Source organism: Streptomyces sp. NPDC087787, from assembly GCF_044743035.1.
GTDB lineage: Bacteria > Actinomycetota > Actinomycetes > Streptomycetales > Streptomycetaceae > Streptomyces.
This window is the reverse complement of sequence record NZ_JBIUVQ010000006.1, coordinates 95,429-109,070: the sequence shown is the minus strand read 5'-3', so window position 1 is coordinate 109,070 and position 13,642 is coordinate 95,429. Positions and strand designations below refer to the sequence as shown.

Genomic DNA, 13,642 nt, shown 5'->3' with positions numbered 1-13,642 from the left:
CGCAAGTGGGCCATCACGGCATGGTTCGCCTCCCAACCGTCCGGGAACTTCACCGTCACTCCCAGTTGGACCGGTTCCGTGGACGGGTGGTCGTCCAGGAGGTCGGTCACGCCCGCGCGGCAGACCACGACGCAGGCGTGCCGGTGGCGGGAGGCGAGGACGCACAGGCGGCCGGTCTCCAGGTGGAAGGCGGTGGCGTCCGGGCGCCCGGACAGCGGGTGCAGGACGACCGTCACGTCGAACTCACGGCCCTGGAGCCGGTTCGCCGTGTCCACGGTGACATCCGTCACGCCCAGCTCCGCCAGCGCCGCGCGCACGGCGGCCGCCTGGTCGCGGTGCGCCGTGCCGACGGCGATCCGGTCCGCGGTCAGCGGCGCCGGTTCCGGCATGGGGGTCCCCCCTGCTCGAGCGGAGCCGAGAGCTTGGGGGAGCTCCGAGACGGCCGCCCCGCCCCGCTCCAGCAGCCGCCGTACGACCGTCGCCACCGCCCGTACCGCCTCCGGATCGGTGCGCGGAGTGTGCCGCGCGGGCAGCTCCAGCAGGCCCCAGCCGAACTCGGCGGCCTCGTCGAGCACCCGGTCGGGACCGGAGCCGTCCGAGCGGACCGCGAACGTCAGCCGCCGGTCCCCGGCCGACGTGCCGCTGCGGAACGGCGTGTACGGGTAGAACGCGTCGGAGACCAGCGGCGCCGCCGACGCCGGAAGCCGCCAGGACACCGGCAGCCGGTGCTGGGGCAGCCGCGGGTTGTGGGCCAGCAGCGTCGTCACCGCGGACGCCGACGGGTCGTAGGACAGACCCGCCCACTGCTCGCTGCCGACGATCGCGAACGGGTCGAGCTGACCCGGATCGCCCACGAACAACGCCCGCTCGAACAGCCCGGCCACCGCGAGCAGGGCGTCCGAGCGCATCTGGTACGCCTCGTCGACGATCGCGTGCCGCCACGGCTCGTCGACCTTTACATGCGCCCACTTCGCGGCGGTCGACAGGACCACGTCGAGTCCCGCGAGGTCGGCGGCCTTCGCCGACTTCCGTACGTTCGGCAGGCCGTCGAGCGCCTTGTCGTACGCGTCGGCGTCGCTGCTGTGCAGCCGGCCCACGGGCAGTTCGGGGTTCTTCTCCGCCAGCCGCAGCACCAGGTCGTCGACCTGGGCGTTGGTCTGCGCGACCACCATCAGCGGCCGTCCGGCGGCGGCCAGCTCCAGCGCGGCGCGCACGACCAGCGTCGACTTCCCCGCGCCGGGCGGGGAGTCGACGACGACCCCGCGGTGCGTGCCGTGCAGCGTGTCGCGGAGGATCGCGTCGGTCGCGCGGGCGGCCGCCGCCCCGGGGTCGAAGGGCATCCGGAGGCCGGCGGAGCCGACCGCGGGATCCTGTGCGGGGGCGGTCACAGAAGATCCTCCTCGGTCACCGGGTCCGGGGCCTCCGGCGTGCTCTCCTCGCCCGGCGGGCCGCCGTGCGTCCATGGGGTCTGCTCCGGGTCGGGCAGCTTCGCGCCGCCGCGCTGCTCGTGCTCGAACAGCGTGAAGCACAGACGGTCGCCCTTGTCCGGCACGGAACCGGCCGCGGGCTCCTTGCCGCGGCCCATCCTGTCCAGGATCCGCAGGACGACGACCGTCCCCCCGGCGGTGTCCTCCTCGCAGGCGACGAACTCCGCCGACTGCGGCTTGCCGTCCAACGAGCGGTACACCCTGGCCCGCTCGCCCAGATGCGGCCCGTCGTCGGTGCGCACGGTGACCAGCGGGCGCGGACTGGGCCGCTTGCCCTCGCTGTAGGCCATGACGACGTCCGTGACCTCGCCCGCGAACGCCTCCCCGGCCAGCCGCCGCCCCGCCATGACCAGCGGGTCGTCCAGTGCCTCCTGCGCCTCCAGACGGGCCTGCTCACGCTCGCGCGTGGCCAGCTTGTTCGCCGCGGTCACCGCGTCGTCGCGGCGCGGCTGCGGCGGCTCCCCGGCCAGCACCCGGTCGCGGTGGCCGGTGAACGACCAGCGGTCGCGCGTCCAGCGCTCATCGACGTGCGCGCCCTCGGGCAGTGTCCGCAGCAGGTCGAGGCCGCGCCAGACGTTGTCCCAGGTGGGACGGGCGCACTTCTCGACCAGGTCGCGGATGTGCCGCTCGGCCTCGGCGAGGGCGCCGAGCCGCGCGTCGGCCTCCATGCCGTCCTCGGCGGCGGCGAGCGCGGTGCGCGCACGGTCGTAGCGCTCGATCGCGGGCGCCAGCAGCTTGTTGTCGAAGGCCGGATCGGTGGCGGGGCCCGCGGGCGGGCACTCCAACTGGCCGTCGGAGGCGCGGGCGAGCTCGGCACGCAGCGCGGCCTCGGCACCCGACGCGCCGTCCGGCGGGGCGATCCACGCCAGCAGCGCCCCCAGATGCTGGTCCTCCAGGCTGGACTGGCCGGTCGTCCAGTGCTGGGCCAGCAGGTCGGTCATCGCCGGCAGCAGCGAGGAACCGGGCACCCGCGCCCGCTCCCCGAAGTGGGTCAGCCACCGCCCGAGCAACGGCACCCGCGGCGGCGCCGGATGCGGGGTCTCCGGGTCCTGCTCGGCGGTGCGGCGGAAGCGCATCGAGCGTCCGAGCAGCCGTACGAAGTCGATGCCCGCGCGGCTCGGCACGATCAGCTGGGGCGCGTCCGCGCACAGCTCCACCTCGACCTTGACCCGCCTGCCGCTCTCCGGGTCGGTCTCGCTCCGCTCCGCGGCCTCGACCACGCCGGCGAAGGAGTCGATGTACGGCAGGACGATGTCGGCCAGTTCGGCCAGGAACGCGAACCGCAGGTCGCGGTCGCGCGGCTGCGGCACGGCCAGCAGCCGCGGCGCGGCACGGTCCGTGCCGACCAGCGCGCCGAGCGGGGCGCCCGCCTCACCGGCGGTGATGAGCGGCACGAACACCAGCGGCCGCTCCGACAGGTGCCGGTGCCGGACGGTCGCGGCGGGCTGGGCCCGCCCGGACCGCACGGCCTCCAGCCGGCCCAGGGTGGCGATCAGCGACACACCGCCTCCCGCCCGGCCGCATCCAGGGCCTCGGCCCGCAGCGCGGCGGCCCGGCGCAGCGCCGCCACCGCCGGGTCGTCCGGGTCGCCCGCCTCGCCGTGCGCGGCCGCCAGCACGTCCTCGACCGTCGAGAGGCCGCCCAGGTCGGTGCGGACCGAGCGGCCCAGCGCCGTCACCGCCCCCCGCTCGCGGGACCTCGTACGGCAGTGGAAGGCCAGCTCGCACGCGGCCAGGCACTCGGGCGCGTACGTCGCCGGGACCGCCTCCACCGCGGCCGTCAGCTCTTTTGTGGACAGCTCGGGGGAGAAGCACACGCCCTCGGGCAGGGCGTCGGCGATGTCCTCGACACGGGTCAGCCGGGTCAGCTGGCGGGCGGTCACCGCGCGCTGCTTGCGGACGTCGACGGCGGACGCGGTCGGCAGGTTGGAGAAGTCCTTGGGGCACACCAGGAGCACCCGGTGCCGCACGCGCGGGGCGGGATCGAGGCGCGCGGCGACGTCCTCCAGCGCCAGCACGTACACCGCCGACTGCCGGGCGGCCGCCCCCACCTTGGCCGGGTCGGCGGAGCCGTCCAGCATCGGGAAGGACTTGATCTCCACCACCGTCCAGCTCCCGTCCGGGTGCACCACCACCGCGTCCGGCTCCAGATGGACGGGCGAGCCGGCCACCTCCAGGGCGAGCATCGGGTGGTCGAGGAGCGTCCAGGTGCCCGCCTGCGTGGCCTCGCGCAGCGCCAGCGCCGTACGCGCCGTACGCCCCTCGGGGCCGACGGCGCTCAGGTCGGGCACCCGGCCCTCCCGCGGCGGTTCGGCGCCCGGGTCCAGCCTGGTGTGCGCCAGCCTCAGCAGCTCGGCGCCGCCGTCCGCCTTGACCCGCGCCTCGAACGCGTTGCCCCGCATGAAGGCGAACTGCGACTGCCCGAAGACGGCGGGCGCGCCCAGCGCCTCCGCGAGCGCCGCCTTGTCCACGCCCGCGCCGTCCAGGACCGCACGCCGTCCGCAGCCGGGGTTCGCGGCGAGCGCGGCCAGGGCACGGGCGTCGAGCGCCCGGGGCGGTACGCCGGGACCGCGCAGCTCAGCGAGCCTTGCCCAAGCTCTCGACGTCGCTCGGGCCGGCAAGGCCCCAGGCTTGAGCGCCGTCTCCCGCGTCCTCGGGGACGGCACCCGGTTCGGCTCCGGGACCGAACCGTGCTTCGCGCTGCCGTGGAATTCGCTCACCCGCCGAAGTCTGGCATCCACCACTGACAATCGGGGACCCCGCGGCACCGGAGCCCTCTGGGACGGTCGTGGCGCCGGGTGTCAGCAGTGCCTTGGCACGGTCCGCGCCCCGCATCACGAACGGCGCGAGCAGCAGGCCGACCCCCATGACGGCCACGCCCGCGGCCGCGTCCAGGAGATAGTGGTTGGCGGTGCCCATCACGACCAGCGCGGTCAGCAACGGGTAGGCGACGCCCGCCGCCTTCGCCGTGCGCGTGCCGCCGTGGCGCCACAGCATCACCCCGCACCACAGGGCCCAGCCCACGTGCAGGCTCGGCATGGCCGCGTACTGGTTGGTCATGCCACCCATGCCCCGCGGCGCGCTGGCCTCACCGCCCCACCAGCCGTACGAGCTGTACTGGGCCATCGTGTCCACGAACCCGTGCTCCGGGGAGAGCAGGCGGGGCGGGCAGGTGGGCAGCAGGGTGAAGCCGATCAGTCCTATGAACGTGGACGTCATCAGCCAGGTGCGGGCCGCCCGGTAGTGCGTGGTGCGCGCTCTGAACAGCCACACCAGGATCACCGGGGTGACCAGGTAGTGCAGCGACGCGTACCAGAAGTCGGCGGGCACGCCCAGCCACGGCTCACGGGTGAACAGGCGGTTGAGGGGGTGCTCCGCGTTGAGGCGCAGCAGCTTCTCGACCCGCAGGATCGCCAGGCCGTGGTCGACGGCCGTGGTGACGTCGCCGCGGGCCAGCAGCCGGCCCGCCGAGTAGCAGCCGTAGACCAGCAGGATCAGCGGCAGCTCGGTCCACCAGCGTGGCCGGTTGTGCGGGGCCGTCTCGGTGCGCCGTGCCGGTGCCTCGGTCTGCGGCATCCGATGCCCCTCCCCCTTTGTCGCTGCTTTTGTCGCTGCTTTGTCACTGCGCTGTCCGGCGGTGCCCGGACGGTCGTGCCACTTTACGGTGTCCGACGTGGCCACCTCGGGGTGCCCCCGGAGCTGATAGACGCAGGGACCGCCCCCCGGGTTGCCGCCGGACGGCGTGCGCGATGATGGACGAATTCCGTCCGAAGATCCGACTTTTTTCCGGAAGGTTCCCCATGGCACCGCGCATCCTGTTGGCCCGCCACGGACAGACCGAGTGGTCGCTGTCCGGCAGGCACACCGGCAGGACCGACGTTCCCCTCCTGGAGGAGGGCCGGCACGGCGCCAAGCTGCTCGGGGAACGGCTCCATCGGGCGCCCTTCGACGGCCTGCCCGGGGTCGAGGTCCGCACCAGCCCGCTGGTACGCGCGCGTGAGACGTGCGAGCTCGCCGGCTTCGGCGACCGCGCGATGTGCTGGGACACGCTGATGGAATGGGACTACGGCGCGTACGAGGGCCTGACGCCAGGGGAGATCCAGGCCGAACGGCCCGGCTGGCTGATCTGGCGCGACGGGGTCCCGCGCGGGGAGACGCTCGCCGAGGTGACCTCCCGCGCCGACGAGGTGGTGGCCTGGGCCCGCGCCGAGGACCGCGACGTCCTGGTCTTCGCCCACGGCCACATCCTGCGGTCGATCGGCGCGCGGTGGCTCGGCCTGCCGCTCGACTTCGCGGCCCGCATCCGTCTCAACCCCACATCGCTGTCGGTACTGGGCTGGGCCTACGGAGAACCGGCCTTCGAACACTGGAACGACGTGGGTCACCTCGCCCAGCCGGCCGCCGGGTGATCCGGGGTCGTCACACCGGCCGAGGGGCGCTCGCGTGCCTTTCCAGGAAGACGGAGACGCCGGTCGCCCGGCGGTGCGGGAGCAGTACCCGTGCCGTTCCCGCCAGTATCGTCTGGATGCGGGACGACTGGACCTGGTCCAGCAGGTCCAGCACCCGCATTCCGGCGGCGGCCGCCTCGTCCGGCCGGCCCCCGCGCGCGAGGTCGTCGGCCAGCTCGGCCGTGTAGAGCGCGATGTTCCGCGTGAAGTGGGGATCCTGAAGCTGCGTGGCACGCCGTGCGTACCGGGCCGCCCGCGGCCAGTCGCCCAGTGTGGACCAGCACTGCGCCTCGAGCCCCGCCAGCTCGGCCTCGCCGTAGAAGCTCATCCACTCGGGATCGGCGTCCGACGCGCCCCGGTCGTACAGGGCCCGCGCCCGCGCGAGCGCCCGCTCGCAGCCGGTGCGGTCGGCGAGCCCGGCCCAGCCGCCCGCCTCCCGCAGCGAGAGCAGCGACATCAGCCGCGCCGAGCCCAGCCCGCGCCCGACGCGCTGTGCGGCCTGCGCCGCCCGTACCGCCTCGCGGGGCCGCCCGGCGTCCCGTGCGAGGAACGCGGTGTTGCAGAAGGCGTGCGCCTCCAGGGCCGGGTCACCGGTCATGCGCGCGGTGGCCAGCGCCTCGGCGTAGTGCGAGCGCGCGTCGTCGAAACGCCCCGAGTCGTGGGCCAGCCAGCCCACCGAGATGGCCAGTTCACCCGCGCCCGAGTGCAGCCGGTCGGCGGTGGTCTGCCGGGTCGTGCCGGCGTCGAGCAGCGCGTAGGCGGCGCGCAGCGGAGCGGCCGCGCGGCGGTAGAGACCGTCCGCTCCGTGCCGGTCGTCGAGCAACCGGATCCTGCGGACGGCCTCTTCGACGGCACCGGCGTCGCTCGCGCCGGCGCGGCGCCAGGGGCGGTCCGCGGCCCAGGCGTCGAAGGCGGGTCCCAGGGGGCCCAGCGAGGCGGCGGCCACCGTGGCGCCCCCGCGGGTCATGAATGCGCGACGCAGCACGTCGCTCTCCTCGTGGTTCTCGTGGACTTCGTGCGGGTGGTACGGATCGTGCGGGTCGTACGGGTCCGGCGGATCGGCGGAGTGGTACGGGCCGTCCCCCGCCCGTGCCTCGGGCACGGCGCGCGAGGCGCGTCCCCGAACGGCCGACCGGGGGGCGAACCCCAGGTCGGTCAGGGTGCGGTCCGGGAACATGTGCAAGAACACACGTTCATAGGCGTAGTTGGGGCAACGGATCTCACCCGCCTCCACCCGGCCGATGTAGCGGGCGTCACAGCTGACCCGCTCACCGATCTCGTGGGCGGCCCGCCGTACCGCCGCGGCGAACTCGGCCGGCGAGCGCTGTCCGCGCAGCCGCCGGAAGGCGAGATTCGGCCGTGGCGGGCGGGGGGAGTGAGACGAGGTCACCGTCGACGACGTCATGGCCGGGCCCTCTCCGTGCGAACCGTCGAACCATGCCGGACCCAGGGGAAGTCGCCCGAGTCATCCGGTCGTCCGCGTCACCCGCCGCCCGAGTCGTCCTGGTCGTCCGGGTGACGCCCTGTTTCCGGCGAGCAAGAAAGTACCTGTTGTGTCCGCCCGGACACGCTGTGTTTGGCTACAAACCGGATATCTCAACCGTGATCTGCCATGAAGTGCCACTCTTCACGGCGGACTTCGCCCGTAGCCGTTGACGCCCTGCCGCGTTGAACCCCGTGGGCCGGGAGCCGCCGGGTTCACGGGCCCGCTCGTTCACGAGGAGGGATTTTCGTGATGGAGGCCGGGATGGAAACCCCGCGCAGTGCCGACCCCTGTACCCCGCCCCCGTGCGACGTCGTCACGGTGCCGGCCCGGCAGGGGCTCGAGGCGGTCGACATCCTGCGTCGCGGGCCGGGCGACGCGGTGGGCCCCGTACTGCACGACGACGGGGGCGACACGCTCGGCTTCGTGGTGCCTGCGGGCACGGCCGCGGCCTGGGACGTGCCCGGAAGCACCTGCACCGGGACCGACGGACGGGGACTGCGGCCGGCCCCCCAGTCGCCTGTGGAGGGCTCGGACTGGCTGGTCCCGCCCGGCGAGGCCGACCTCGCGACGGACCCCGCGGTGCTGCGGCGGGCGCTGGGGGAGGCGGCCCGGATGATCGAGGCGGCGGACAGCTGCTGCTGACCCCGGCGCCCCACCCGCCCGGACGCCCGACGCCCGTCAACGGATCCCGCCGCCTGTGGGTGGCACACCGCGCCGCCTTGCGACAATGGCCCCATGGGAAGGACCAGGAGCCCCCGCCGCGGGCGAGGAGCCGTCGAAGCCGTCGCCGAACAGGTCGACGGCGGGCTCGCACAGCTCATACCCGACCGGGAGCGGGCGCGGGCCTGGACCCTGCTGATCGACGGCGCCCCGCAGTCCTACGTCGACCTCGACGATCCGGCGTACCTCTCCTTCGAGTACCAGCGCCGGCTCGGGCACGTGATCGACCTCGCCGCACCGGCCGGCCGGCCCGTCCACGCGGTGCACCTGGGCGGAGGGGCGTTCACCCTGGCCCGCTACGTCGCCGCCACCAGGCCCCGTTCCACCCAGCAGGTCGTCGAGCGGGACGCGGCCCTCGTCCAACTGGTGCGTCGCGAGCTGCCGTTGGATTCCGGAGCCCGTCTTCGGGTGCGGTCTGCGGACGCCCGCGAGGGTCTCGCCAAAGTGCCGGACGGCTGGGCCGACCTGGTCATCGCGGACGTGTTCAGCGGCGCCCGTACGCCCGCCCACCTCACCTCGACGGAGTTCCTCGACGGGGTGCGCAGGGTCCTCAAGCCGGGCGGTGTCTACGCCGCCAACCTCGCCGACGGCCCGCCGCTGGCCCATCTGCGCGGCCAGATCGCCACCGCGGCCGCCCGGTTCACCGAACTCGCGCTGGTCGCCGACCCGACCGTGCTGCGCGGCAGGCGCTTCGGCAACGCGGTACTCGTGGCCTGCGACCTCCCGCTGCCGGTCGCCGAACTGACCCGCCGGGCCGCCACCGACTCGCACCCGGGCCGCGTCGAACACGGACGCGCCCTCACCGACTTCACCGGAGGGGCCGCACCGGTCACCGACACCGCGGCGGTCGCCTCACCGGCCCCGCCGCCGAACGCCTTCCGCTGATCCGGCCGGAACGGGCCCACCCAACCCGGACCACCGCTCTAGTAGTTGCCGACCTCAACATGCGGCGGCCCGTCGTGCCAGGCGCAGATGACCGACACCCGGTCCGTGCCGGAGGTGAACTCGACGCGGATCCAGGTCTCCGTCTTCCACACCTGCATCGACCAGTTCGTGCCCGGAGTCGCGGAGACCAGGTTCGCCGAGACCTCGCCGAGGTCGAAGACCACCCGGCCCCCCTCGGTGTCGTAACTCCGCACCTGGCCGGACGCGGTGGGGGAGGGGGCGGGACCGCTCGCGGGGCGCGCCGGCCGGGAGGGGACATGAGACACCGCCGGCCCGCCGGACGGCACGCTCGGACTGGCGGAGGGCGTCCTGGACGCGGTCGGCGGAGCGGTGGGGGTGGGGGTGGGGGTGGGGGAGGCGGCCGCCGCCGACTCCTGACGGGGCGCCACCTCGGCCGCGGTGATGGGCAGGGCGCGCGGCGGATCGTAGGCCGTGCCCGCCATCACCGTGTGGACGCCCCACCACGACAGGGTGGCCGCCGCGCCCGTGGCGAGCGACCACGCCAGCAGGTGTACGAGTCCTCTCAGCATCGCCGCCATCCTGCCCCACCCGTCCCCATGGTGTCGCGGGAACGCCGGCCGGGGTGAGGTTGTCCACAGGCGGCCGGAGCCCGGGCGGAGTTGTCCACAGGCCCCAGCCGGGCCCGCCCGCATGGCGTACGGTGCGGCGCATGGCAAGTGTTCTCGTGGTCGAGGACGACCCGTTCGTGCGCTCCGCGCTCATCCGGCACCTGACCGACGCCTCGCACACCGTGCGCAGCGTCGGCACGGCGCTCGAAGCGCTGCGCGAGGTCGCCCACCTCCGCTTCGACCTGGTCGTACTGGATCTCGGACTGCCCGATCTGGACGGCTCCGAGGCGCTGAAGATGCTGCGCGGCATCACCGACGTGCCTGTCATCATCGCCACCGCCCGGGACGACGAGGCGGAGATCGTCCGGCTGCTCAACGCCGGGGCGGACGACTACCTGACCAAGCCGTTCTCCGTCGAGCACCTGTCCGCGCGCATGGCCGCCGTACTGCGCCGGGCCCGCTCCGCCACCGGCGGGCAGCCGCCATCCACCGTGCTCCGGGTCGGCGGCCTGACCGTCGACCCGCTGCGCCGCCAGGCCGAGCTGGACGGCGTACGGCTGGACCTGACCCGCCGTGAGTTCGACCTGCTCGCCTTCCTCGCCGGACGGCCGGGAGTGGTCGTGGCGCGCAAGGAGCTGCTCGCCGAGGTGTGGCGGCAGTCCTACGGCGACGACCAGACGATAGACGTCCATCTGTCCTGGCTCAGGCGGAAGTTGGGCGAGACCGCCGCCCGGCCCCGCTATCTGCACACCCTGCGGGGTGTGGGCGTGAAGCTGGAGCCGCCCGGAGGGGAGCCGCCGCGATGAGATGGGCACTGGTCAAGGTCTGCCTCGCGGTCACCACGATGGTCGTGATCGCCTTCGCCGTCCCGCTCGCCCTGGTCATCCAGGAGATGGCCCGGGACCGCGCCTTCTCCAACGCCGAGCGCCAGGCCGCGGCGGTCGCGCCCGCCCTGTCCATCACCACCGAGCGCGAGCCGCTGGAGCGGGTCGTCGCCTCGGCGGGCTCCGACGCCCGGATGGCGGTGCACGTACCGGCCGGCGACGGCGCCGCCGTCGAGATCGGCCGTGCCCGGGCCACCGGCGAGGACATCGCGACCGTGCGGCGGACGGGCCGCGCCTCCACCGCCGACGTACCCGGCGGATCCACGCTGCTCCAGCCGGTCGCGCTGAGCTCCGGCGCCATCGCCGTCGTCGAGGTCTACGTCCCCGAGGCCGAGGTCGGCAAGGGCGTGGGCACGGCCTGGGCGGTGCTCGCGGGGGTGGGCGCGGCGCTCGTCGTCGGCTCGGTCGCCGTCGCCGACCGGCTCGGCGTACGGATGGTGCGGCCCGCGCAGCGGCTGGCCGAGGGCGCGCACGAACTGGGCGAGGGCAGGCTGGGCGCCCGGGTGCCCGAAGACGGACCGACCGAACTGCGGCTCGCGGCGGTCGCGTTCAACTCCATGGCCGACCAGGTCGTCCAACTGCTCGCGAACGAAAGGGAACTGGCGGCAGATCTGTCCCACCGGCTGCGTACGCCGCTGACCGTGCTGCGCCTGAACGCGGCCTCGCTCGGAGACGGGCCCGCCGCCGAGCAGACCCGGACGGCGGTCGCCCAGCTGGAGCGGGAGGTCGACACGATCATCCGCACCGCCCGGGAGGCCAAGCCGCAGACGGCGGCGGCCGGCCCGGGCGCAGGGTGCGACGCGGCCGAAGTCGTCCGCGAGCGGATGGAGTTCTGGTCGGCGCTCGCCGAGGACGAGGGCCGCAAGTGGCGGCTGGCCGGCGTCGAGCGGCCGGTGCGCATACCCGTGGCCCGCGCCGACCTCGCGGCCGCGTTGGACGCCCTGCTCGGCAACGTCTTCCGGCACACCGCCGAGGGCACCGCGTTCGCCGTCGACGTGCACAACGGCGACGACGCGGTGATCGTGCTGGTCTCCGACGCCGGACCGGGCATACCCGACCCGGACGCGGCGATACTGCGCGGGCGCGGATCGGGGAACGACGGCTCCACGGGGCTCGGCCTGGACATCGTGCGCAGGCTCGCGGAGTCCACCGGCGGGGACGTGCGGATCGGCTCCTCCGTGCTCGGCGGCACGGAGGTGCGGATCTGGATCCAGCTCGACGCACGCTCCCCGGTCCGCTCAGGACACCGGGGAGCGGTGCGCCGCCGCCGGCCGGGCAGATCGGCCGCACGCCTCGGCCGTACCCGGTCCCTTCCCTGAGCGGCCGCTCCCACCGTGCGGCCGCTCAGGGGGGAAAGCGTCCCGGCCGGTTCACCCCCGAGCCGGCCGGGACGCGCTGTGGGCCGGACGGGCCGTCAGACGGCGTCCGGCGACGGCAGCTCCCCGGTGCGGGCGGCCCTGCCGTACCAGTGGGCGCTGGACTTCGGGATCCGGGCGAGGGTGCTGTAGTCGACGTAGACCGCGCCGAACCGCTTGCTGTACCCGTAGGCCCACTCGAAGTTGTCCATCAGGGACCACAGGTAGTACCCGCGGACGTCCGCGCCGTCCGTGATGGCCCTGCGCACCGCCGCCAGGTGCGAGTGCAGGTAGGCGACGCGCTCCGGGTCGTGCACGCGGCCGTCGGCGTCCACCTTGTCGTCGTAGGCGGCGCCGTTCTCGGTGACGTACAGGGCCAGCCCCGGTGCCTCGCGGGAGTAGCGCATGATCAGCTCGTGCAGGCCGCTCGGGTCGATGGTCCAGCCCATCTCGGTGCGGTCGCCCGGCGTCTGGTGGAACGCCACGTCGTCCGCGCCGGGCCACGGCGAGTGCTCGCTCGCCCCGTGGCCGTCGGCCCGCGGGCCCTCCAGCGCCGTGTCCGCCGCCGACACCAGGGCCGGCGTGTAGTAGTTGAGACCGAGCGCGTCCAGCGGCTGGTGGGCGGTGCGCACATCGCCGTCCTGGACGAAGGACCAGTCCGTGAGGGAGGAGGTCGCCTCCAGCAGCGTGGCCGGGTAGGCACCGTGCAGCATCGGGCCGTGGAAGATCCCGTTGGCCAGGTCGTCGATCTTCTGGGCCGCCGCCAGGTCCGCGGGGTCCTTCGAGACCGTGCGGACCACCGAGGAGTTGAGGCTGACCGCGACCGAGTTGCGGGCGGGCATCGCCGACCGCAGCGCCTGCGTGCCCAGGCCGTGGGCCAGGTTGAGGTGGTGGGCCGCGCGCAGCGTGGCCGCGGGCTCGGTGCGGCCCGGCGCGTGCACCCCGGAGCCGTAGCCCAGGAAGGCGCTGCACCACGGCTCGTTGAGGGTGATCCACTGCTCCACCCGGTCGCCGAGCGCCTCACCGACGATCTGCGCGTACTCCGCGAAGCGCAGCGCGGTCTCGCGCTCGGGCCAGCCGCCCGCGTCCTCCAGTTCCTGCGGCAGGTCCCAGTGGTAGAGGGTGACCGCCGGCTTGATCCCGTGGTCCAGCAGCTCGTCCACGAGACGGCGGTAGAAGTCCAGGCCAACCTGGACGGCGGGGCCCCGGCCGGTGGGCTGCACCCGTGGCCAGGAGATGGAGAAGCGGTAGGCCTTCAGGCCCAGGTCCGCCATCAGGGCCACGTCGTCGCGGTAGCGGTGGTAGTGGTCGACAGCGATGTCACCGGTCTCACCTCCGGCGGTCTTGCCCGGGGTATGGCTGAAGGTGTCCCAGATCGAGGGCGTGCGGCCGTCCTCCCGCACCGCCCCCTCGATCTGGTACGCGGAGGTCGCGGCGCCCCAGAGGAATGCGGGCGGAAAGGTCACCGGGGTCACCGGCTGTGCGGACTCAGACATGGAAGCGCTCCCATAGGTGGTCGTGAAAGACCGACGATTCGAAAGGGGAGGTGGACAGGGATCGATGTGGGCGGAGGAAACAGCGGGAAAGGGGATGTAGGGGGCAGGGGGAACGGAAGGGGCGAGGGGCCGGGACCACGGTGACCCGGCCCCGGGACAGGCGGGGCGTGCGCGGCGGCCGGGCCGCCGCGCGGACGCGGACGCGGACGGGCCGCGGGCGCCGCGAGGACGGTCGCGGGCGCCGCGAGGACGG

The 13,642-nt window shown here is 74.3% G+C and carries 12 protein-coding genes; 5 read left to right on the top strand and 7 right to left on the bottom strand.

Annotated elements, in window-relative coordinates; all coding sequences use genetic code 11:
• The 4 genes from ACIOWN_RS11945 to ACIOWN_RS11930 form a co-directional block, all read right to left on the bottom strand.
• The coding region (locus ACIOWN_RS11945) for an AAA domain-containing protein (RefSeq protein ID WP_401982136.1) at positions 1–1,340 on the bottom strand (1,340 nt) is incomplete at its 3' end.
• 44 nt (positions 1,341–1,384) lie between these two features.
• Entirely contained in the window at positions 1,385–2,989 is a 1,605-nt protein-coding gene (locus ACIOWN_RS11940) for a hypothetical protein (protein WP_401981839.1), read from the bottom strand.
• On the bottom strand, positions 2,980–4,152 hold the full coding sequence (locus ACIOWN_RS11935; RefSeq protein WP_401982134.1) for a hypothetical protein: 1,173 nt from the start codon (positions 4,150–4,152) through the stop codon (positions 2,980–2,982). Before ACIOWN_RS11935 ends, ACIOWN_RS11940 begins: the two co-directional genes overlap by 10 nt.
• Positions 4,064–5,062 (bottom strand): phosphatase PAP2 family protein, encoded by a 999-nt coding sequence (locus ACIOWN_RS11930; protein WP_362348005.1) that lies wholly within the window; start codon positions 5,060–5,062, stop codon positions 4,064–4,066. The genes ACIOWN_RS11935 and ACIOWN_RS11930 overlap by 89 nt, the downstream gene beginning before the upstream one ends.
• A gap of 224 nt (positions 5,063–5,286) precedes the next feature.
• Here ACIOWN_RS11930 and ACIOWN_RS11925 point away from each other — a divergent pair, with 224 nt between their 5' ends.
• Positions 5,287–5,895 (top strand): histidine phosphatase family protein, encoded by a 609-nt coding sequence (locus ACIOWN_RS11925; protein WP_362348003.1) that lies wholly within the window; start codon positions 5,287–5,289, stop codon positions 5,893–5,895.
• 10 nt (positions 5,896–5,905) lie between these two features.
• On the opposite strand, the gene ACIOWN_RS11920 is transcribed toward ACIOWN_RS11925, so the two are convergent.
• The gene (locus ACIOWN_RS11920) at positions 5,906–7,339 is read right to left on the bottom strand and encodes a hypothetical protein (protein ID WP_362348001.1); all 1,434 of its coding nucleotides are present in this window, start codon (positions 7,337–7,339) and stop codon (positions 5,906–5,908) included.
• A gap of 342 nt (positions 7,340–7,681) precedes the next feature.
• Between ACIOWN_RS11920 and ACIOWN_RS11915 the strand changes: the two genes are divergently transcribed.
• Positions 7,682–8,062, top strand: coding sequence for a hypothetical protein (locus ACIOWN_RS11915; protein ID WP_362347999.1), 381 nt, complete (start codon positions 7,682–7,684; stop codon positions 8,060–8,062).
• 93 nt (positions 8,063–8,155) lie between these two features.
• Positions 8,156–9,025 carry a spermidine synthase gene (locus tag ACIOWN_RS11910; protein WP_401981834.1) on the top strand — a complete coding sequence of 290 codons (870 nt, stop codon included), beginning with the start codon at positions 8,156–8,158 and terminating at the stop codon, positions 9,023–9,025.
• Between the two features lie 38 nt (positions 9,026–9,063).
• Here the strand turns inward: ACIOWN_RS11910 and ACIOWN_RS11905 are convergent, their stop codons facing one another.
• The gene (locus ACIOWN_RS11905) at positions 9,064–9,615 is read right to left on the bottom strand and encodes a hypothetical protein (RefSeq protein ID WP_401981831.1); all 552 of its coding nucleotides are present in this window, start codon (positions 9,613–9,615) and stop codon (positions 9,064–9,066) included.
• Between the two features lie 140 nt (positions 9,616–9,755).
• Here ACIOWN_RS11905 and ACIOWN_RS11900 point away from each other — a divergent pair, with 140 nt between their 5' ends.
• On the top strand, positions 9,756–10,460 hold the full coding sequence (locus tag ACIOWN_RS11900; protein WP_100569217.1) for a response regulator transcription factor: 705 nt from the start codon (positions 9,756–9,758) through the stop codon (positions 10,458–10,460).
• Entirely contained in the window at positions 10,457–11,857 is a 1,401-nt protein-coding gene (locus ACIOWN_RS11895) for a sensor histidine kinase (RefSeq protein ID WP_401981828.1), read from the top strand. The genes ACIOWN_RS11900 and ACIOWN_RS11895 overlap by 4 nt, the downstream gene beginning before the upstream one ends.
• Positions 11,858–11,952: 95 nt before the next feature.
• On the opposite strand, the gene ACIOWN_RS11890 is transcribed toward ACIOWN_RS11895, so the two are convergent.
• Entirely contained in the window at positions 11,953–13,389 is a 1,437-nt protein-coding gene (locus ACIOWN_RS11890; RefSeq protein WP_362347992.1) for a GH1 family beta-glucosidase, read from the bottom strand.
• Between the last annotated feature and the right edge of the window lie 253 nt (positions 13,390–13,642).

Coding starts and splice junctions, on each gene's coding strand:
- ACIOWN_RS11930 (WP_362348005.1), bottom strand. CDS start 5,062: ATGCCGCAGACCGAGGCACCGGCACGGCGCACCGAGACGGCCCCGCAC.
- ACIOWN_RS11925 (WP_362348003.1), top strand. CDS start 5,287: ATGGCACCGCGCATCCTGTTGGCCCGCCACGGACAGACCGAGTGGTCG.
- ACIOWN_RS11920 (WP_362348001.1), bottom strand. CDS start 7,339: ATGACGTCGTCGACGGTGACCTCGTCTCACTCCCCCCGCCCGCCACGG.
- ACIOWN_RS11915 (WP_362347999.1), top strand. CDS start 7,682: ATGGAAACCCCGCGCAGTGCCGACCCCTGTACCCCGCCCCCGTGCGAC.
- ACIOWN_RS11910 (WP_401981834.1), top strand. CDS start 8,156: ATGGGAAGGACCAGGAGCCCCCGCCGCGGGCGAGGAGCCGTCGAAGCC.
- ACIOWN_RS11905 (WP_401981831.1), bottom strand. CDS start 9,615: ATGCTGAGAGGACTCGTACACCTGCTGGCGTGGTCGCTCGCCACGGGC.
- ACIOWN_RS11900 (WP_100569217.1), top strand. CDS start 9,756: ATGGCAAGTGTTCTCGTGGTCGAGGACGACCCGTTCGTGCGCTCCGCG.
- ACIOWN_RS11895 (WP_401981828.1), top strand. CDS start 10,457: ATGAGATGGGCACTGGTCAAGGTCTGCCTCGCGGTCACCACGATGGTC.
- ACIOWN_RS11890 (WP_362347992.1), bottom strand. CDS start 13,389: ATGTCTGAGTCCGCACAGCCGGTGACCCCGGTGACCTTTCCGCCCGCA.